Source organism: Bdellovibrio sp. HCB117, assembly GCF_047305915.1.
Classification (GTDB): domain Bacteria; phylum Bdellovibrionota; class Bdellovibrionia; order Bdellovibrionales; family Bdellovibrionaceae; genus Bdellovibrio; species Bdellovibrio bacteriovorus_B.
Genome location: NZ_CP178622.1, coordinates 709673 through 728286 on the forward strand (window position 1 = coordinate 709673; position 18614 = coordinate 728286).

General features: G+C 45.8%; 20 protein-coding genes. 13 read left to right on the forward strand and 7 right to left on the reverse strand.

Going from position 1 to position 18614, the window contains the following annotated elements; translation table 11 throughout:
- Positions 1-34 precede the first annotated feature (34 nt).
- A complete protein-coding gene (locus tag ACLWBD_RS03420) occupies positions 35-790 on the forward strand; it encodes a murein L,D-transpeptidase catalytic domain family protein (RefSeq protein ID WP_413569527.1) in 756 nt (251 codons plus the stop codon).
- Here ACLWBD_RS03420 and ACLWBD_RS03425 read toward each other — a convergent pair.
- Both ACLWBD_RS03425 and ACLWBD_RS03430 read right to left on the reverse strand, forming a co-directional pair.
- The gene (locus tag ACLWBD_RS03425; protein WP_063206461.1) at positions 787-1170 is read right to left on the reverse strand and encodes a HEPN domain-containing protein; all 384 of its coding nucleotides are present in this window, start codon (positions 1168-1170) and stop codon (positions 787-789) included. The two genes, ACLWBD_RS03420 and ACLWBD_RS03425, sit on opposite strands and share 4 nt — an antisense overlap.
- A 133-nt stretch (positions 1171-1303) precedes the next feature.
- Positions 1304-2086 carry a DsbA family protein gene (locus ACLWBD_RS03430; protein ID WP_063206462.1) on the reverse strand — a complete coding sequence of 261 codons (783 nt, stop codon included), beginning with the start codon at positions 2084-2086 and terminating at the stop codon, positions 1304-1306.
- A gap of 206 nt (positions 2087-2292) precedes the next feature.
- Here ACLWBD_RS03430 and ACLWBD_RS03435 point away from each other — a divergent pair, with 206 nt between their 5' ends.
- From ACLWBD_RS03435 to eno, 6 genes are all read left to right on the forward strand, one after another.
- Positions 2293-2937 (forward strand): hypothetical protein, encoded by a 645-nt coding sequence (locus tag ACLWBD_RS03435; protein WP_413569529.1) that lies wholly within the window; start codon positions 2293-2295, stop codon positions 2935-2937.
- A 170-nt stretch (positions 2938-3107) separates the two neighbouring features.
- Positions 3108-3386 (forward strand): hypothetical protein, encoded by a 279-nt coding sequence (locus ACLWBD_RS03440; RefSeq protein WP_063206464.1) that lies wholly within the window; start codon positions 3108-3110, stop codon positions 3384-3386.
- The gene (locus ACLWBD_RS03445) at positions 3346-3852 is read left to right on the forward strand and encodes a cupredoxin domain-containing protein (RefSeq protein ID WP_253696654.1); all 507 of its coding nucleotides are present in this window, start codon (positions 3346-3348) and stop codon (positions 3850-3852) included. Before ACLWBD_RS03440 ends, ACLWBD_RS03445 begins: the two co-directional genes overlap by 41 nt.
- 17 nt (positions 3853-3869) lie before the next feature.
- Entirely contained in the window at positions 3870-4982 is a 1113-nt protein-coding gene (locus ACLWBD_RS03450) for a CpaF family protein (RefSeq protein ID WP_063206465.1), read from the forward strand.
- 214 nt (positions 4983-5196) lie between these two features.
- Positions 5197-6183, forward strand: a complete 987-nt coding sequence (locus ACLWBD_RS03455) for a hypothetical protein (RefSeq protein WP_253696656.1) — start codon at positions 5197-5199, stop codon at positions 6181-6183.
- Positions 6176-7444 (forward strand): phosphopyruvate hydratase, encoded by a 1269-nt coding sequence (eno, locus tag ACLWBD_RS03460; protein WP_063206467.1) that lies wholly within the window; start codon positions 6176-6178, stop codon positions 7442-7444. Before ACLWBD_RS03455 ends, eno begins: the two co-directional genes overlap by 8 nt.
- Before the next feature lie 156 nt (positions 7445-7600).
- On the opposite strand, the gene ACLWBD_RS03465 is transcribed toward eno, so the two are convergent.
- The 3 genes from ACLWBD_RS03465 to ACLWBD_RS03475 all read right to left on the reverse strand — a co-directional run bounded on the left by ACLWBD_RS03465 (position 7601) and on the right by ACLWBD_RS03475 (position 10298).
- Positions 7601-8263, reverse strand: coding sequence for a hypothetical protein (locus ACLWBD_RS03465; RefSeq protein ID WP_413569530.1), 663 nt, complete (start codon positions 8261-8263; stop codon positions 7601-7603).
- Between the two features lie 99 nt (positions 8264-8362).
- A complete protein-coding gene (locus ACLWBD_RS03470) occupies positions 8363-9799 on the reverse strand; it encodes a catalase (protein ID WP_413570712.1) in 1437 nt (478 codons plus the stop codon).
- Positions 9789-10298 (reverse strand): ankyrin repeat domain-containing protein, encoded by a 510-nt coding sequence (locus tag ACLWBD_RS03475; RefSeq protein ID WP_413569531.1) that lies wholly within the window; start codon positions 10296-10298, stop codon positions 9789-9791. The genes ACLWBD_RS03470 and ACLWBD_RS03475 overlap by 11 nt, the downstream gene beginning before the upstream one ends.
- 153 nt (positions 10299-10451) lie before the next feature.
- Here ACLWBD_RS03475 and ACLWBD_RS03480 point away from each other — a divergent pair, with 153 nt between their 5' ends.
- From ACLWBD_RS03480 to polA, 3 genes are all read left to right on the forward strand, one after another.
- The gene (locus tag ACLWBD_RS03480) at positions 10452-10775 is read left to right on the forward strand and encodes a septum formation initiator family protein (RefSeq protein WP_253696659.1); all 324 of its coding nucleotides are present in this window, start codon (positions 10452-10454) and stop codon (positions 10773-10775) included.
- Positions 10776-10873: 98 nt separating this feature from the next.
- The gene (locus tag ACLWBD_RS03485) at positions 10874-11173 is read left to right on the forward strand and encodes an XRE family transcriptional regulator (protein ID WP_413569532.1); all 300 of its coding nucleotides are present in this window, start codon (positions 10874-10876) and stop codon (positions 11171-11173) included.
- Positions 11174-11224: 51 nt separating this feature from the next.
- Positions 11225-13786 carry a DNA polymerase I gene (gene polA / locus ACLWBD_RS03490; RefSeq protein ID WP_413569533.1) on the forward strand — a complete coding sequence of 854 codons (2562 nt, stop codon included), beginning with the start codon at positions 11225-11227 and terminating at the stop codon, positions 13784-13786.
- Positions 13787-14212: 426 nt separating this feature from the next.
- On the opposite strand, the gene ACLWBD_RS03495 is transcribed toward polA, so the two are convergent.
- Positions 14213-14848: a hypothetical protein gene (locus ACLWBD_RS03495; protein WP_413569534.1), complete on the reverse strand. Its 636-nt coding sequence runs from the start codon at positions 14846-14848 to the stop codon at positions 14213-14215.
- A 102-nt stretch (positions 14849-14950) separates the two neighbouring features.
- Here ACLWBD_RS03495 and ACLWBD_RS03500 point away from each other — a divergent pair, with 102 nt between their 5' ends.
- Positions 14951-15931 (forward strand): flagellar basal body-associated FliL family protein, encoded by a 981-nt coding sequence (locus ACLWBD_RS03500; protein ID WP_413569536.1) that lies wholly within the window; start codon positions 14951-14953, stop codon positions 15929-15931.
- On the opposite strand, the gene ACLWBD_RS03505 is transcribed toward ACLWBD_RS03500, so the two are convergent.
- Positions 15918-17147: a sigma-54 interaction domain-containing protein gene (locus ACLWBD_RS03505; protein ID WP_413569537.1), complete on the reverse strand. Its 1230-nt coding sequence runs from the start codon at positions 17145-17147 to the stop codon at positions 15918-15920. The two genes, ACLWBD_RS03500 and ACLWBD_RS03505, sit on opposite strands and share 14 nt — an antisense overlap.
- A 155-nt stretch (positions 17148-17302) precedes the next feature.
- Between ACLWBD_RS03505 and yihA the strand changes: the two genes are divergently transcribed.
- Both yihA and kdsB read left to right on the forward strand, forming a co-directional pair.
- Positions 17303-17878, forward strand: a complete 576-nt coding sequence (yihA, locus tag ACLWBD_RS03510) for a ribosome biogenesis GTP-binding protein YihA/YsxC (RefSeq protein ID WP_413569538.1) — start codon at positions 17303-17305, stop codon at positions 17876-17878.
- Positions 17875-18603 (forward strand): 3-deoxy-manno-octulosonate cytidylyltransferase, encoded by a 729-nt coding sequence (kdsB, locus tag ACLWBD_RS03515; RefSeq protein ID WP_063206477.1) that lies wholly within the window; start codon positions 17875-17877, stop codon positions 18601-18603. Before yihA ends, kdsB begins: the two co-directional genes overlap by 4 nt.
- The last annotated feature ends 11 nt before the right edge of the window (positions 18604-18614 follow it).

The window sequence follows — 18614 nt, forward strand, 5'->3', positions numbered from 1 at the left end:
CGATGGGCTCTGTGTAACCACACGGAGGATCGGTATGATGTCTATCTCACCTGGTAAAGTCATAATGACGATAGCTTTCACCTTCACACTCGCCGCATGCGGAAATCAAATGCCCGCACTTCCAGACGACCCCAACAACGAGCCTGTCGCTACCAATCCTGAAGATAATAGCGGGCAGGGAAGCACAGAACTTCCATCGATCGTAGAACCCGCACCCACAGAGCCTGTGACGCCTCCCACGTTGAGTGAGCGCGAACAGATTCTGAAGAATTACGACTATGTAGATCCGAACCACATTGTCCCGACAGAGCATTTAGAAGAAGCGCTGATTTATTTTCATAAAAATAAAAGCAGTTTTAAAAATCAAACAGTGATTTCAGTTTTGGATTTCAGCCAGAAATCGACGCAGAAACGTTGGTACTTTATCAATATGGCGACGGGAAGTGTGTGGAACATTCACGTGTCGCATGGAAAAGGTTCTGACAGTAATCACGATGGTTATGCAGAGAAGTTCAGCAATGTGTCGGGTTCAAATGCCAGCTCTTTAGGTTTCTATAAAACCGCAGAAACTTATCAGGGCAGCAACGGCTATTCGTTGCGCTTAGACGGATTGTCTTCAACGAACTCCAACGCCCGTTCACGCGCGATTGTCGTTCACGGGGCTAGTTATGTTCAAGATTCAAGTGTGATCCAGGGAAGAAGCTGGGGATGTCCCGCGGTTTCGTCTACAAACCGCGATAAGGTCATCAATATGATCAAAGGCGGAAGTCTGATTTACGCGACCAACTAAAGAAGTTTCAGTTGTTCACCTACAAGCTTCTTTAAGTTTTCCACGTAACCGACATACTCTTCCATATCCAAACGCTCATCGGCACGAACATGGGCGTTTGTGGCGTTGTAGGGAGTTAATTCGATCACATCCGCGTGAGAAGAAATCGCGGCGAAGTTGTTTTCTTCTAGAACTTGCATCAAGGCATCAAGATCATGACCTTCTTCATCCGAAGGGTATTCCAAGCCGCGCATTTCGCACAATGCTTTCAAATATTTTTCACAAGCTTGAGCTAAATTATAGCCAACCATATCGTGCTGCTTTTCATCATGCAGATTCTTTTTAGCAAGATCCAAATCGTCCTGAGCTTTAAGAATGAGAGATTTTGCGTGAGCGCTCATGAAGACTCCTGTTTTTAAGGTTGATAGCTCTACTTTAGTCTGAGTCTTAGCGCCGTGCCAAAGAAATTCGCGTTTAAAAATAAAAAAACCCGCGGGGACACCGCGGGTTTTTGAAGTTTCGGTAAGAAACGAATTATTTCTTAGCAGCCAAGTGACGATCGATGATGTCCTTGAACTCAGAGAATGGGTAAGCACCACGTAAAGAAACACCGTTGATTAAGAAACCTGGAGTTCCAGAGAAACCGAACTTACGAGCTTCTTCCATGTCCGCTTCAATACGCTTAGTGATCGCTTCGCTGTTAAGATCTTTTTCAAGTCTCTTCATGTCAGCGCCTGCTTTTTTAGCAGATTCTTTCAAAGAACCTTCTTTTTTAGTACGTAGGTCACCTTGGTTTTCGAAAACTAGGTTGTAGAACTTTTCAGCTTTAGCATGGTCTTGCATAGCGATAGCTTCGAAGTATCTAGCTGCTGGCATCGCCATTGGATGGAAGTCCAAAGGAAGGTGCTTGTAAACAACACGAACGTCTTTTGGGTAAGCTTTCATCACTTCATCAACTGTCGCGTGACCTTTAGAGCAGTATGGGCACTCGAAGTCAGAGTATTCAATGATCGTCACTTTAGCGTCTTTTGGACCAAAGATAACGCGGCCTTCTTCAACTGCAGGTTGAAGTGGGTTTGCGAATTCCTCATCACGCTTTTTGCCTTCTTCAGCAACGGCTTTTTCTTGAGCTTTACGTTGTGCATTTTGAGCTGCTTTATTTACAACTTCGATAAATGCCTCAGGGTCTTTTTCGATAGCTACGAAAACGATGCTTGGATCTTTTTCTACTGCTTCTTTAAGTTGTTTTGCAGAAGGAGCACAGTTCACTAGGGAAAGTGCCAACGCGCCGATGCTAAGAATCTTTAGTGCTTTCAATGTTTCCTCCGAGATGGATGATTAAGTTTTTAAGCCCTTTTATTTGACATTATTTTTCGATCGTTGAGAAGCGAAAACGCTCTAGCCCAAGGTCGGTTTAAACAAACACCTGTCTTCCCCGGTTTCTTGGCGGAAAAGTGTTTTATTATGCGACAGAAGGGTGTTCTGGTCTTGTCTAGCGCGCGAGCGTCTTTAAACTCGAAAATATGAAAAAAGCAAATTTCCTTTTAACAATGATCATCTATGTATTTTGCGCACAGGCCCATGCGGGTTTGCTGTTTAACTACTCTCAACTGGCACTAAAAGATCTTGATCAAATGAATAAATTGGTCAACGACAAGGTGAAAGAGTCCAAAAAATCGAGCAGCGGAAAGGTTGTTCCGTTGAAAGAAGCATTGCAGGCTGTTTATTCTCGGCCAAATGACGATGACATGATCGACAAAATCGTGGCTCCGTTGCGGTCGAATTTAGATGAATTGGAGTCCTGGGAAAAAACGATCAGTCAATTAACTGACGAAGCTATCAACGCACTGAAAAATCCTCGGGCTTTTAAACCGGTCGTGCAGACGACGTACGTCATTTTCCTGGAAAATCTTTTGGCAGAGGTCAAACCTTACATAAAAAGTGAAGGCTTTGAACGCCAGATTGTAGAACGGGTGCGGGATGCAAAGATTGAAGTTTCGAAAGAGGCTGTCAACGAACGCAAACTTCGCACGATGAAATCGACAGCGTCTCCTTCAGAAATTGCGGAAAAAATTCTGTCTCAAAGCACAAAGCCTGCGGAAACAACGCCGGCTGCGGACGAAAAATCGTCTGAAACTTCGGCAGAAAATACTTCTTCCGGGCAATAATTTCCCTCGACCAGACCGGCTCTTGGCAAATTCGACCACGGGCCAGCGTCAAACGATAGATCTCCTCAAGTCTCAAAAAATCGCCTCAAATTGACTCAAGTTCTCACGAACTCCTACCGATAGAAACAACATGTGGGCTGGATGCCCTTAGAGCAATTAGGAGGATTCGAATGTTTCTGCAAGGCGATTTGCAAATAGTGTTTGATGCGCTTTACACCGTAGGTGCCATTGACCCTGTTTTGAAATTGGATTGGAGCGAAGTCACAAAAGACATGATGGCAAATCCACAGGTCTTGAGTGATGCGTTTCATTTGATTAATTCTTGCAAAGGCGACAAAGACCTCCTGATTCAAAAGCTCCACATGATGGATCCGAGATCCGTGAATTATATCGCTATGGAGGTGGCACGTGAATTTTGTGAGTTCCAAGATCGTACAGAGCTGCACTAAGATTGCATTGCTTCTACTGATCACTCAAAGCGCGTTTGCCTGGGAAGTGGATTTTTCTCGTCGCCAAGTTCAATTCAACGACGTTAAAAATGAAGATCGCTTGCCTGCGAGCATTAAAGAAGATCAAAGCGTGATTTTAACGAAAGTCTTTGATGCTGTTGAACCTGCTCAAGACATCGTGATCATGAATACCGACAAAGGTTTTGTTCCTGAAGTCGTCCGCTTGAAAAAAGGTGGCAACTACCGCATTCACGTGGTGAACGTGAATGGCAAAGAGAAAAATGTCAGCTTTGTTTTGGATGCTTTTTCTGAGCACCACAACACGGTGTTTGGAGAACAGAAAACATTCTCTGTGTCGCCAAAAACAGACGGCATTTTTTCTTACCAATGCCCGGAAACAGCGGTTCAAGGAAAGTTCATTATTTATTCTGATATTGCGGCAGACAGAAAGCCTGCCTCTCATTAATTCGGAAGGTCGCACCCATGTCTGATAAGTCGAGCGTTTTCAAACAGACCATTCAGCAGAATTTAGGTCCTGTCTTGAAGTACCTTGATGACAAGGGTGTTTCCGAAATTCTTATCAACGGACACCAAGAAATTTTCGTCGAAAAAAAGGGGAAGCTCGAAAGAGTCCCTGAAACTTTTCCGTCCGAAGATGATCTGCGCGCGGCGGTGAACAGTATCGCCCAAAGCGTGGGTCGACGTATCGATGACGAATCGCCTCGTCTCGATGCGCGTCTGCCGGATGGTTCACGTATTGCGGCGGTGATCCCGCCTATGTCCCGCAAGGGCACAACACTTTCTATTCGTAAATTTACCAACAATAAAATCACTTTTGCTGATTACATCAAGTTCGGCGCAATCACTGAAGATGGCGCGCGCTTTTTGGATATCTGCATGTTCTTAGGAAAAAACATCATCGTCAGCGGTGGTACCGGTTCCGGTAAAACCACATTGCTTTCGCTTTTGTGCACGCGCATTCCTAAGGGTCAACGTGTGATGGTGATCGAAGATTCTTCCGAACTTCAAGTGGATTACGAACACGTCGTGATGTTTGAAACCCGCCAAGCCGACCAAATGGGGAAGGGCGAAGTTTCCATCAAAGATCTTTTAAAAAGTGCTCTTCGTTTAAGACCCGATCGCATCATCGTGGGGGAGGTTCGTTCTAGCGAAGCTCTTGAATTATTAAATGCGATGAATACCGGTCACAAAGGGTGTATGGGCACGGTCCACGCCAACACGCCTGAAGATGCCATCGTCCGTTTGGAAGCCTTGGCTCAAGGTGGTGACGGTAAGATCAGCGAAAAGGCTTTGCGCTCACAAGTCGTCTCGGCGATCGAAATTATCATCCAAGTTTCCCGTTTTTCAGATGGATCTCGCCGTATCGCCGCAATCAGCGAAGTGCGCGGATTTAATAGTGATGGTTCGTACAACGTCGTTCCCATTTTTGAAATGTCCCGTCTTACACGCCGTCCCGACGGAACACTGGAAGGAAAGCTCCAAGCGACCGGCAACGTGCCGACATTCATGGACGAAATCATAGACAACAACCTCCCATTCCCAAAAGCCAAGTTCAACAAACCCCAAGCCGCATAGCGCGAGGCTTGTGAAAACGACCCGATCGACTGCGTTGTCGAGCTTTGTCTTCCGCTCGAGTCATTTTGACAGGCCTCGTCATTTCTTAAGAGTGCCTGCTTCTTTTTTGTAACCCTGGGTGTCATCGGGAATTCGGCATTATATAGTTTAAATGGCTACCGATTTACGCTAAGACTTCGTCGTGCACTTTAGTTGTAAGATTTCAAACGCAGTCTTGAATATTTTAGAGGAGCAAGGCGAAGACCTGAGCCCTCTTTATGAGCAGACCCATCTTCCGGTGGAGTTGCTCAGGGACTCGTCGTATTGGATCAGCGCTCCTGACATGGAAAACTTCCTGGAGTCTGTTCTGCGCTTGCCACTCAAACGCGATGGCAATGTTTTGCAAAGAGCCGGTCATGATGGACCTTCGCTTCGTGCTTGGGGAGTGCTCGACAGCGTTCTGCGTATGATGCCTCGTCCGCAGGAAATCTTTAATCAGCCAGAACAGTTCTTGTCGTACTTTATTTCTCCGAAACCACCGATTGAAAATCTTCGCCGTGACGAATTCAGTATTTCTTTTGATCTGCCTTTGCCGGCAGAGCAGTACCCTCACGTCACGACATACTTGAAAGCAGCGTTTGAGTCCTTGCCGGTGTACGTAGGTCAGCCACCAGCTACTTGCGTGTGGGAAGGCATTACGATTCAACTGAATTGGTCGACTCAGCAAAACACCATCTTCAGCGAAAATGTCGGTCATCAAGTCAGCCCGGCTTTATTCCAAAGCTTGATCGATGATTTACAACGCACTCAACGTGAGCGTGAAGACTTGCAAAAGTACGTCGGTGACTTGGAAGAAAAAATTCGTGATTACGAAAAGCAGAAGTTAAAGGTTTCTGCCGGTGAAGAAGTCAGCGTCGCCACAGAAAAAGTGTCGTTGATTCCGCACGAAGGCACTTTAGCGCACCTTAGCTTCGACAGCGATTCTCCAGGTTATAGCCTGAATCAAAACTTAGCCCGCATGCATGACTACATGGTGCGCGCGCAACAACTTATCACCATGCTTGTTTCCCAAGGAAAAATGAATTCCGCGGTGAAAGAGGCCATGCGCCGAGTGGACTGGGAACACGTGAAAACTCAGTACCCGCGCACCGTCTTTGAAAGCATGGAGCTTGTAAAGAAACTTAATAAAACCACCGAGAAAGAAGGAAACCAACATGTCTGAGATTATCAGCGTCGTCTCTCGTGAAATTTTAGATAGCCGTGGAAACCCAACGGTTGAAGTTGAAGTCACTACAGCTGATGGCAATATGGGCCGCGCGGCTGTTCCATCAGGAGCCTCTACGGGAGCTCACGAAGCTTGTGAGCTTCGTGATGGTGATAAAAACCGTTATCTTGGTAAAGGTGTTTATAAAGCGGTGGATAACATCCGCGAAAAAATTGCTCCTGAGATCTTGGGTCTTCAAGTGACAGAGCAAGTTTACATCGACAAAATCCTTCGTGATATCGACGGCACTGAAAACAAATCAAACTTGGGCGCGAACGCGATCCTAGGCGTGTCTTTGGCAGTGGCTAAAGCCGCAGCCGCAGATTCTAATCTTCCTCTTTACCGCTACGTGGGTGGTTCTCAAGCCTGCCGTTTGCCGGTTCCGTTGATGAACGTTCTTAACGGCGGAGCTCACGCGAACAACGGTCTTGATATTCAAGAGTTCATGATCGTTCCTACAGTGAACAATTCTTACGCTGAATCTCTTCGTGCGGGTGCAGAGATCTTCCACACATTGAAAAAAATCTTGGCGAAAAAAGGTCTTTCAACAGCTGTGGGTGACGAAGGTGGCTTTGCTCCCAAATTGGGTTCGAACCAAGAGGCTTTGGATCTTTTGATGAGCGCGATCGTGGATGCGGGTTATGATCCAGGTCAAAACGTGTTCTTGGCTTTGGACGTTGCTTCTACGGAAATGTACAAAGACGGTAAATACGAATGGCAAGGTGGTCACATCACGCCAGCAGAGCTTTTGAATATCTACAAATCTTGGGGCGAAAAATATCCTCTAGTTTCTATCGAAGATGGCTTTGCTGAAGACGATTGGGATTCATGGGTAAAAGCTACGACAGAGATGGGTTCTACAATGCAGTTGATCGGTGACGATCTTTTCGTAACAAACCCAAAACGTTTGCGTATGGGTCTTGAAAGAAAAGCCGGGAATGCTCTTCTAGTGAAAGTAAACCAAATCGGAACTTTGACAGAGACTTTCGAAGCCGTAAACCTAGCGCAAAGAAACAAATACCGCACAATCATGTCTCATCGTTCCGGTGAAACAGAAGACGTGACGATCGCAGATTTGGCAGTCGCATTGAACTGCCACCAAATCAAAACGGGCAGCTTGTGCCGTGGCGAGCGTACCGCGAAGTACAACCAACTTCTTCGCATCGAAGAAGACTTGGGTGGCATGGGAATGTACTGGGATAAATCCGCATTCCGCTAAAAGGTGCCTGCTTCTTTTTTGGGTCTACACCGCAGCAAAGGGGAACTCGAAACGAGTTCCTCTTTTTTTTGAAAAGAACCTAGATTTGAAATCTTAAAATAAAAAAAGGCGATCCACACGGATCGCCTTTTTAATCTTCGTCGAGCTGGCTACGTCTTACTTAACCAAGTTCATTGGAACATTATCAACAGATAGTGAAAGAGTGCCTGAACCTTCAACTGCCGTCAGATAGTGGAAAAGCTCAAGTCTGTTATGATTTGTGTTGAACAAAGACGCATTGAAAAGGTTTGTAGTGTCAAACTTCAAAGCTCCGCCTTCTTCTTTTAAAGAAGCAAAGACCGTCAATGTATTGAAAGGATTCAACCAAACCTGAACCTGATCCCAACCTTTAGGTGGAGTTACAGGAAGAACCCAAGGGCCTTGGGAAGTCGTAACATACATTGCAGTTTCTTTGGCAAAGTCAGAAGCCGTAGTCACGCATTCTTCATTGTCGTTTTGGATTGAAGTCGTCGCTGTAAGATCCATAGTGCGAACCAAAGTATTTCCAGTGATAACATTCTTAACTGTCGTTACCAAAGTACCAACCTTGAAGTTCAATGAAGAAACACAGAAGTTTTCGCCATCATCATGACGTTGGCTTCTTTTGATTTCAGAAGTAACCACCTGATTGTTAGCTGTGAACTGAACTGTCACCTCATACAGGCCTGCATTGAAGCCCCCGTAAGTGTTTGTAAGGTCTAACGTTGCTTTACCAGTGAGGTCTGCAGCGAACGCCGTCAAAGAAGCAAATAGAACAGCAAAAAAAGCGATTTTTTTCATATGAATCTCCACGTCTTAAAGTGGAGACGTTATGGCCGTCCTATCGCTGAAACTCAAGTTTGGAAACTGTCAGGGTTCTGTTAGGACGGCCGAAGTTAATTATTTAAGTCCCAAGTGCCTTAGGATGCGCGCTCCATACTCTGGATCACACTTACTAAAGTGGGCGATGTTTCTTCTTTGCAACTCTTCTGGAAGCCCCTTCATAGTTCCTGCGAGATTGCGAGTCAGTCGATCGCGCTCTTCATTCGTAAAAATGCGATAAAGATTTCCGGCTTGAGTGAAATCATCATTATCTTTGTGTGCATCATAGCGATCGGCGGCTCCTGATAAAGGCAGTGGTGGTTCGCTATAACGAGCATCTTGAGTGGGGCCGCCAAACCCGTTGGGTTCATAATTGTCGATACGTCCCCCGTTATTATCAAAGCGCATGCTTCCATCCCGGTGATAAGTATTCACCGCTGACTGAGGACGATTCACAGGCAGATGCTGGTAATTCACACCCAAACGATAGCGGTGAGCATCGGGATATGCGAAGAGTCGTCCTTGCAACATCTTATCCGGAGAAAATCCTACGCCTGGGGGAACATTGCTAGGTGAAAAGGCCGCTTGTTCAACTTCCGCGAAATAATTTTCAGGATTGCGGTTTAGCTCTAGCACACCCACGTCTATCAAAGGAAAGTCTTTATGAGGCCAGATTTTCGTTAAATCGAAAGGATTAAAGTTCGTTTGCTCGGCCTGTCTTTCCGTCATGATTTGAACTTTTAAAGCCCAGCGCGGAAATTCCTTTCGCTCGATGGCTTCAAACAGATCTCGTCCTGCATAGTCGGGATCGCTTCCCGCAAGCTCTGTGGCTTTTTCAACAGAAAGATTTTTAATCCCTTGCAGAGATTTGAAATGAAATTTCACCCAGACGCGTTCGTTCTTGTCATTGATGAAACTAAACGTGTGGCTTCCGAAACCGTGCATAAAGCGATAGCCGTCGGGAATTCCGCGATCACTGAAAAGAATCGTGATTTGATGAAGGGCCTCTGGAGCATTTGCCCAGTAGTCCCACATGCGGAAAGGGTTTTTATATCCTGTACGAGGGTCGCGCTTTTGTGAGTGGATAAAATCCGGGAACTTCAGTGGATCTCGTTCAAAGAAAACCGGCGTGTTGTTGCCCACGATGTCCCAATTTCCTTCTTCCGTGTAAAACTTCAAAGCGAAACCACGAGGGTCGCGCTCAGTATCCGCAGAACCTTTTTCACCAGCTACGGTAGAAAAACGTAAGAACACGTCCGTCTTCTTTCCGATTTTGGAAAACAAGGCGGCTTTCGTAAAGCGAGTGATATCGTGCGTGACAGTGAAAGTGCCATAAGCTCCCGAGCCTTTCGCGTGCACGACACGTTCAGGAATTCTTTCTCGATTAAAGTGCGCTAGTTTTTCGATCAAATGAAAATCTTGGATCAAGACCGGGCCTCGTTCGCCCGCAGTGATAGAATGTTGATTTTCAGAGACGGGAATACCTGCTGATGTTGTCAGTGTTTTACTCATGATGTAAGACTCCTTTATTTGTAAACGGGGACTGTAGAAGTTGGAAAACAGCTTTAAGACGGCGAAAAGCACTCGGTCCTTTAAAGCGCAGGTGAGGGGAAGTTTCGGTTAACATAAGGGCCATGTCTTTTCGACCAAAGGCCTCGGCGTACATTAAAGCTGTTTGTCCGTTATTGTTTTTTGCATGAATATCAGCACCGGCATTGATAAGAACCTGTGCAATCTTGTTGTGACCTTTAAAGGCAACGCCCATGAGGATCGTGCTACCGCCATGGTCGCGAGAATTGGGATTCGCCCCATAGCGAAGAAGCAGGTGAACCAATGACAGGTGACCGTTATACGCAGCCAACATCAAAAGGGAGTGCCCCTTGTGGTTCGCCAAATCAGGATCTCCATGTTTTGCCAGATATAATAGGACTTGTTGAATCTGCCCTTGGCGAACCGACTCAAATACAGAGTCCTCACCTTGAGCTGTTAATTTATAGTCTTCCCATGTTCTCACCAACGACCTCCACCGGGTATATGAGTAATTTCGGTCTTTTTGGTGTATAAATCGAATCGATAGTTTTGATTTGAACTATCGACATTAACTATATAAGCGTCCGCGCGAATTTATTGAGGACTGGCCTTCAGTCGTGTAGCCAAGTCTCTTTTAATGAAGCAGAATATTCTCATGTCCTACACTCAGTTTGCAGTCGGAGTACGTCGTTTCTTGAATCATCCCACGAAAGTGGCGATGTGCTGTCTAGTGGTCTTTGCCGTTTCTATCGTTCTGAATGGAAATGTGTTCCGCCTTTGGGGATTGCATCGCGATTTTGACCGCATCAATGAAGACATCAGTTCTACTCGCAGAAATATTGCCGGCCTGTCCGCACAATTAAAACAAGCAAAGGATCCGTCGTTTATTGAACGCCAGGCTCGCGATAAATTAGATCTGGCGGGTGAACATGACTTGGTCTTCGTTTTCCCTGAGCAATAGTCTATAGCCTATCGCGTTATCTGATGCGTATCAGGTATAATCCAACTAGTATTTCGACTCTAATCCAACCTAGTTTTAGAGTAAATCTAGAGGTTTATATGATTGATAAGCATGAACTGGAATGGACAAAAGAATCCCTTCGCACACTTCGCCTTCGTATGGGCTGGAGTAAGTCGGACCTTGCTCGTCGTTTGCATTGCTCTTCAGAGGATGTTGATTCTTGGGAAGATGGAGTCCGTCTGATTGAAACTCCGATCAAGAGTGAATTAGAAATCTTATTAAGACAGGCTGAAGAAGCTTGTGATGAAGTGAAGTATGCTCCGTTTGCTGAAAATGAGTGCGATAAAAAAGCGCTTGAGCAAATTCACTTTTCTCGCGTCAAACTAGACTTAGAATAATCGACATTAAGAATCTCCCAGTGTAAAAATAGGCCTTCTCTGGGAGATCTTATGAAAAAGCTTTATCTCATCGACGTCAGTGCCATGTTTTTCCGCGCGTTCTTCGCGATCCGCCAACTGACGTCGCCATCAGGTGTTCCTGTTAACGCCGTGTATGGATTTTTATCCATGCTCATCAAACTTCTAAAAGAAGAAAAACCCGAATACTTGGTTTTCTGCTATGACCGCAAAGAGCCATCCTTCCGCAAAGATATGTACGCTGACTATAAGGCGCACCGTACGGAAATGCCTGAAGATCTTCAAAAACAAGTTCCTTACATCAAAAAGTTCGCTGAACTTTTGGGAATTCCCGCATTCGATATGCAAGGCTATGAAGCGGATGACATCATCGGCTCGTTAGTAAAATGGGGCCGTCATCACAATATGGAAGTTTTCATCGTCAGTGGCGATAAAGACTTCGGACAATTGGTGCAAGAGCATGTGTGGCTCTACGACACAATGAAAGACATCCGCTACGACGCCAAAGGCGTTTTTGAAAAGTGGGGAGTCAGTCCGGCGCAATTCATTGATTACTTAGCCATTGTCGGCGATGCCTCGGACAACGTTCCCGGCGTGAAAGGCGTTGGTGAAAAAGGCGCAATCAAACTTCTTGAGCAGTTTAAAACTTTAGAGGGCATTTACGAAAATATCGACAAAGTTGAAAGCAAGAGTGTCCGTGAAAAGCTTCTGGCTTCTAAAGAAAATGCATTCTTGTCAAAAAAGCTCGTAACTATTTCAACGGACTGTAAGGTGCCGGAAGATTACAATGCCTATAAGCTTCAGCCTTTTAAGACTGAAGAGTTAAAAGCTCTTTTGCAAGAGTTGAACTTTAAGACGTTCGAAAAAAATCTGTTTGGTTCAACAACGGAAGTTCCTTCTTCAACGCCAAAAGTTTCTGTTCCAAGTGAAGCCGTGAGTGAAGGAGAAATTCAGCCGACATTAGTTATCACGAAAGATGATAAGCATTTCCAAGAGCGCACGGTCACAACTCGCGACTTGGCGGAAATGCTTGCGGAAAATCAAACTTTATGGGGCTTCAGCGACACGCGCGGAGTTTTCATAGGCACTGACTCTGAAGTTTTAGAGGTTTCTGACTTTGAATATCTCGGAAAACTTTCTGACACTTTCAAAATTCGCTGGAGCGGCTTTGACCTTAAGGCCTTCTGGTATAAAATTGGAGCCAAGTCTCCGATGGCCGCTTGGGATTCTCAGTTAGCCGCGTATGTTTTAAAAGCTGGAGACACGTCTGACTTCAACAAGATTTATACTCGTTACATGTTGGAGACTATTCCAGAGCTTGTTTCGCCTTCGGCTTTGTACAATGCCCATCGCAATTTTGCCGCAACTTTGCAGCATGAACTGAAAAAACTGGCGAGTGAAAAAGTTTATCAGGAACTCGAGCTTCCTTTAGTGCGCGTTCTTCTTTCAATGGAAAGATGGGGTGTGCGTATCGATAAAGATCTTTTGGCGAAGCAAAGTGCAGAGCTTGAAGGGGAAATCGCGACTCTTGAACAAGGTATTTTCAAAGAAGCCGGTGAAACCTTCAATGTCGGAAGTCCGAAGCAATTGGGCGTTATCCTTTTTGAAAAAATGGGACTTCCAGCTGCTAAAAAGACGAAGACAGGTTATTCCACAGACGAAGAAGTTCTGTCTGGATTAGATCATCCGATTGCCAAGCTGATTTTGCAATGGCGTGAGCTTTCTAAGTTGAAATCCACATACGTGGATGCGCTGCCAACAATGATTGATGCTAAAGACGATCGCGTACACACCAGCTTCAATCAGGCGTTGACGACAACGGGCCGTCTTTCAAGCACGCAACCGAACTTACAGAACATTCCGATCAAAACGGCACGCGGCCAGCAGGTGCGTAAGGCATTTATCGCCGCTCCAAGAATGAAGCTGTTGTCGGTGGACTATTCACAAATTGAACTTCGAATTTTGGCCCACATTTCGGAAGATCCGAATTTGTGCAAAGCCTTCGCTGAAGATTTAGATATTCACGCGGCGACCGCAGCCGAAATTTACAACGTGCCTTTGGATCAAGTTACGTCCGACTTAAGAAGATCTGCAAAGGCCGTCAACTTCGGAATCGCCTACGGACAAGGAGCGTTTGGCTTGGCTGAAAACTTGGGCATCTCAAGAACTGAAGCTAAAGATATTATCGAACGCTACTTCACAAGATTTAAAAACGTTCGCGAGTACATCGAAGGCACGGTGAAGAAAGCCCATGAACAAGGTTACGTAGAAACTTTGTTCGGTCGTCGCCGTTATATCGAAGAGCTGAAATCAAAAAACATGGCTCTAAAAAAATTCGGAGAGCGCGCCGCCATCAATGCTCCTATTCAAGGAACGGCCAGTGACCTTGTAAAGAAAGCAATGATTGAGGTCTTTGAAAAAGTGCCAGTAAGAATGTTATTGCAAGTGCATGACGAATTGATCTTTGAAGCGACAGAAGAAGACCTCCACAAGTATTCCCCAGAGCTTGTGAAAATAATGGAGAATGTGGCGCAGCTGAAGGTTCCACTAAAAGTGAATTATGCAATAGGAAACAACTGGGACGAAGCCCACTGACCCGCGCTGATGAAAAAGGCCCGATCGACTGCGTTGGAGGGCTTTGTCTTCCGCTCCGACGTACTAGGAGTACGCCTCCGCTGCAGCCAAAACCCTCCGCCTTGCGCTCGAACCTTTTTGATCAGCGCTGGTGTTCGGCGGGTTAAAGTTAGTAGACGGTTGTTCGTGAAATTAGCTTCGATCAAATTCAAATTTTTGATCTTGAGAAGAACATCGCGCTAGCTCAGCTAACGCGGCAGCCAGCCACTGCGACTGGCGTGGAGACGAGAGACTTCGTGTTTGGGAAGGGCTTTTAGCTTTACTTCCCTGCAGCGAGTTCCGCAGCGAAGCAATCAGCAACAGCGGTAGCCAAGAAGTAACAGAAAGAGCGAGGACTGTCCGAGCGAAAGGGAAGTAAAGCTAAAAGCCCTTCCCAAACAGGAAAGCCTACTCCGTCTCCCACCCAACAACGCGTCCTCCTTCGAAGTAGACAAATCTCGTTTCTTGTCTGAAACCTGAAGACGTCGACACATGTCTTTGATATTTCCAGCGTTCATTTTTATAAATCGGATTTCCTGAAACTTCGACTGCTAGGGGTTCGCCCCAGGATCGGCGTACGTATTCTTGAGGCATTCCGACGGCGATGTCTTGGGTTTCAACAAGATCCCGCATCTCTTGTTGTGGAGCTTGGCTGCGGCTCCAGATTTCGTTGCGGTTGATCCATTGTTGCCGGCCTTCAATAGAGGGAATTGAAAGAAATTGGATTTTTTCTTCGTCGTTTTTTAGCCATGGAAGAATTTTTGAATACTGTTCGCGCTCTTTCTTTGAACCTAGGGAGCGTTCTAACTCTCTTACTTTTTGACGATTGCGAATGTCTTCGATGTCTCGCGAAGTCAGTGAAGTGGGGTCTTTGCCCATTTCATAGGCGGTTTTTCTGGTGTCGCGGTCAAGATAGTTGGAATCGCCCGAACGGCTGTCAGAATATTGAGTAGTTGAGTCACCATAGCCACTGCCGGTAGATCTTTGGAAATTCGCGCATCCTGAAAGTAAAACAACGGGAATCAGAAGCAAAACAGACTTCATTGAAGGTCTCCTAGAACTTTATGCTAGCCGATGAGCTTCTGTTTATAAATTGTTCTTGCGACGTATTTGGTTCTTTTCTTACAATCGTCTTGGGAGTGGGGCTTGGCAGATAAAGAAAGCACGACCAAAGTTGAGGAAGAAAAAAAGGACGGCGCACCCGAAGGGGAGGCCGAGGACGTTCTATCCTTAGAGTCGTTAGACGAAATTATTGCCAATGAAGATCCTGAGTTTGCGAAAGGCCTTATTGATATCGGCCCTGATGATCCTTCAAACACCATCTATGAAGAAGGTGTTGAGCTTGAATACATTCTGGAAGAAGAAATAAAACTGTGGGAACGCTCGACAGGTCTTCGTCAGAAAATTTATAAGCTTCTGCCTTTCCTTCCAAAAATTTCTTATAAAATAAAAATGAAGCGCACGGTTCTTCGCTTAAGTTGGATTAAGTGGAAAGAACAAGCCATTCAAAATCTCCGAAACGCGGGTCCGAATACGCTGGCATGGTTGAAGAAGTCAGCGGCATCAATGAAAGCCGGAATCGGCACAGGGCTTACTGCGTTTAAATCTTTTAGTTTGATAAAGAAATTAGCTTTCGTAGGACTCATTGTTTTAACGGGTGCGTCTGCCTATCTAATTTATCGTACGGTTACCAAAGGCTTAGTTCCTCATGAGCAGGAACTTTTCATCGGCTCATTTGCAGATTGGTCTCAAGGAAAATACCAGTATGATCCCAAGGCCGAAATGGAATCGTTCTATGATTCAACTCGGACGACTCAAAATATTCTTTTAATGAAAAAGATGGTGGTGAACCTCAAACGCTCCGCCGAGTCCGGACCGAATCCCATGGGAGCATTTGAGTTTTACGTGGAAGGCACGGCCTCTGAAGTCGTTGTCGAAATCAAAGACCGTGAACCTGAAGTGGAAGATTTATTCCTGAGAACGATCGAAGAAACGACATTCGATCAGGCGTCCTCAGGGGAGGGAAAACAACTTCTTTGCGAAAGATTGCGCAAAGAAGTGAATAAGATTCTTACGAAAGGGTACGTTCGCCGTATCTTTATCAAGACCGCTATTATAAAGCCTTAAAATTTGAAATATCGATATTGTAGTACTTCAATCGATCATGAAGAGTGCTCTTCGGCATTCCTAAATCCTGAGCTGTGCGACGTTGATTGCCACGATTGGCCGTCAGTCTTTTGATAATCATCTGTTTTTCAATCTCTTTGATCACCGGAATGTCATTAACGACCTTTTCCGTCGGCTCTAACAAGGTGCGATCCAAAAGTTTTTCAATATGGTTTTCCGTGATGTGCTCACGCGGATAAAGAGCAGCGGCACGACTCACCAGGTTTTTAAGTTCACGAATATTTCCTGGCCAAGAGTGTTTTTTTAATCTGGCAATGGCGCCAAAAGAAAAACGCACGCGCATTTTGCGGGCGAAGTTATAAAGAAGTTCTTCAAAATCCTCCATGCGGAATTGCAAGGCCGGAGGATTGACCGCGATAACATTCAAACGGAAGTACAAGTCCGAGCGGAAGGCGCCTTCGCGAATTTTTTCACTCAAATTTTGGTGAGTCGCCGCAATGATTCGCACGTCAGTTTTGATATTGCGGTCGGCGCCTACGGGGCGAATTTCGTTGTTTTCTAAAGCGCGTAAGAGCTTTGCCTGCAAGCTGTAAGAAAGATCTCCGATCTCGTCTAAGAAAAGCGTTCCTGCGCGGGCAGCTTCAAAAGCTCCCTTGCGGTCGTTGATGGCACCAGTGAATGATCCTTTAACGTGCCCAAAGAGTTCACTTTCAATCAGGGTTTCGCTTAAGGCGCTACAGTTGACGCTGACGAAAGGTCCGCGGTGACGATCGCTGGTGTCGTGCAAAGCTTGGGCGATGACGTCCTTACCTGTGCCCGAAGGACCTAAAACTAAAACTGGGAATTCGGTTTTGGCGACGTTGCCTAAGGTTTTAAGCTCGTCATTCCAAACTTCATTGCGGCTTGAAAGGGGAAACACCGTTTGCGTCTCTTCTTTTTCTCTGTAAATGAGTTCTAAAGTGCCAAGGCGAATGATGTCGCCATCTTGAAGGACCGCTTCGACAACGCGGGCATCGTTCACGTAAGTACCGACGGCAGAGCGAAGGTCGCGAATGATATAATGAGAATCTTTTTTCTCGATACGCGCATGGCGATCCGAGATCTGTTCCGCTGTCAGCTGGATCTGACATTGAGGGTCTTTCCCCAAGGTCATGAATTCCCCAAGGGAAAGGTTTTTTGAGTTTTCATCGAGTACTTTTAAGAAAGGTTGGTGCATGAGTGCCTCCTGTTATGGCAGGGGCTTATTTCAAGAGTTTCGCCGGCCTCAGAACGAAATAAACGGGGTTACACGGCTTTCGACTCACCAGATTATTGGTGCGGGGACCCCTTTCTGAGAATTGAGAAAAGGCCCGAGCTCTGATAGCCTTAGCTATGCCGAAAACGATCGAATTCATTAAAAGTGCCGTTCTGGCAAAAGATTACCCTCTCCACAATTTAGCTGAAGTTGCCATCGCCGGTCGCTCCAACGCCGGAAAGTCTTCTTTCATCAACGCGCTGGCAAAAGGAAAAGTTGCGAAGGTCAGTTCGACTCCAGGTAAAACGCGTCTTTTGAACTTCTTTAACATGGAAGATTCATACGTCCTAACGGATATGCCTGGTTATGGATTTGCTGCGCGTTCTGTTGATGAAATTGAAGAGTGGAATTCGATGATCGAAACTTATCTCATGACTCGTGAAAACCTAGTCGGCCTTCTGTTGGTCATGGATATTCGCCGTGAGTGGACAGCCGATGAAGAGCTTTTAAAGAAGTTTTCGGATCGTCGCGGATTCCCTATGGCAGTGGCCTTGACTAAGGCGGATAAGATGACTCGCAATCATATGAATCAAGCCGTGGCTAAAGTTAAAAAAATGTCGGGCTTAAGCGCGGTCTTCGCCGTGTCTTCTTTGAAAAAAGAGGGACAAGATGAGATCGAAGAATATATGTACGAAAATTGGGTGAAACCATGAAAATTGTGGGCGTCATTCCCGCTCGGTACGGTTCGACTCGCTTCCCAGGAAAACCACTGGAGTTGTTAAAGGGTCGCCCCCTGATCCAGTGGACGATTGAAGGCGCCCGCAAGTCCAAGCTTATCAGTGAGCTGATAGTTGCTACCGATCACGAGGGCATTAAGGCGGCGGCCGAAGCGGCAGGAGCAAAAGTCGTTATGACCGCCAGTGAGCTTCCCACGGGAAGTGATCGTATCAACGCTGCCGTTCAAAACATCGACTGTGATATCGTTGTTAATATTCAAGGTGATGAGCCTCAAGTGACGGGCGAGCTTATCGATAAGCTCGCCCAAGTTTTTCTTGAGGATAAAAACCTGGACATGGCCACACTCGCTCATCCTATCAGCGAAGAAGAACTTCAGTCGATGAATTCGGTGAAAGTCGTTTTGAATAAAAACGATGAGGCTCTTTATTTCAGCCGTTATGCCATGCCGTACTCTCGTAAATCGGCGAAAGAGATGGGATCGCATGAAGGCTGCATGAAGCATATTGGTATGTATGCTTATACAAAAAAGTTTTTAAAAACGTTCTGTGCGGCTCCTCCCGCTTTCATTGAAAATGCCGAAAGCCTGGAGCAGTTAAGAGCGTTGTATTTAGGTGCTAAAATCAAAGTCATTCGAGTCAAGGAAGCTCTCGTCGGGGTGGATACTCCCGAAGATTTAGCGCGACTCGAAAAAATGTTATAATCGTCAGGAGA

What these genes read in the sequence shown, in the direction of transcription:
- ACLWBD_RS03420 (WP_413569527.1), top strand. Translation starts at nt 35, where the DNA reads ATGATGTCTATCTCACCTGGTAAAGTCATAATGACGATAGCTTTCACC.
- ACLWBD_RS03425 (WP_063206461.1), bottom strand. Translation starts at nt 1,170, where the DNA reads ATGAGCGCTCACGCAAAATCTCTCATTCTTAAAGCTCAGGACGATTTG.
- ACLWBD_RS03435 (WP_413569529.1), top strand. Translation starts at nt 2,293, where the DNA reads ATGAAAAAAGCAAATTTCCTTTTAACAATGATCATCTATGTATTTTGC.
- ACLWBD_RS03440 (WP_063206464.1), top strand. Translation starts at nt 3,108, where the DNA reads ATGTTTCTGCAAGGCGATTTGCAAATAGTGTTTGATGCGCTTTACACC.
- ACLWBD_RS03450 (WP_063206465.1), top strand. Translation starts at nt 3,870, where the DNA reads ATGTCTGATAAGTCGAGCGTTTTCAAACAGACCATTCAGCAGAATTTA.
- eno (WP_063206467.1), top strand. Translation starts at nt 6,176, where the DNA reads ATGTCTGAGATTATCAGCGTCGTCTCTCGTGAAATTTTAGATAGCCGT.
- ACLWBD_RS03465 (WP_413569530.1), bottom strand. Translation starts at nt 8,263, where the DNA reads ATGAAAAAAATCGCTTTTTTTGCTGTTCTATTTGCTTCTTTGACGGCG.
- ACLWBD_RS03480 (WP_253696659.1), top strand. Translation starts at nt 10,452, where the DNA reads ATGAAGCAGAATATTCTCATGTCCTACACTCAGTTTGCAGTCGGAGTA.
- ACLWBD_RS03485 (WP_413569532.1), top strand. Translation starts at nt 10,874, where the DNA reads ATGATTGATAAGCATGAACTGGAATGGACAAAAGAATCCCTTCGCACA.
- polA (WP_413569533.1), top strand. Translation starts at nt 11,225, where the DNA reads ATGAAAAAGCTTTATCTCATCGACGTCAGTGCCATGTTTTTCCGCGCG.
- ACLWBD_RS03495 (WP_413569534.1), bottom strand. Translation starts at nt 14,848, where the DNA reads ATGAAGTCTGTTTTGCTTCTGATTCCCGTTGTTTTACTTTCAGGATGC.
- ACLWBD_RS03505 (WP_413569537.1), bottom strand. Translation starts at nt 17,147, where the DNA reads ATGCACCAACCTTTCTTAAAAGTACTCGATGAAAACTCAAAAAACCTT.
- yihA (WP_413569538.1), top strand. Translation starts at nt 17,303, where the DNA reads ATGCCGAAAACGATCGAATTCATTAAAAGTGCCGTTCTGGCAAAAGAT.
- kdsB (WP_063206477.1), top strand. Translation starts at nt 17,875, where the DNA reads ATGAAAATTGTGGGCGTCATTCCCGCTCGGTACGGTTCGACTCGCTTC.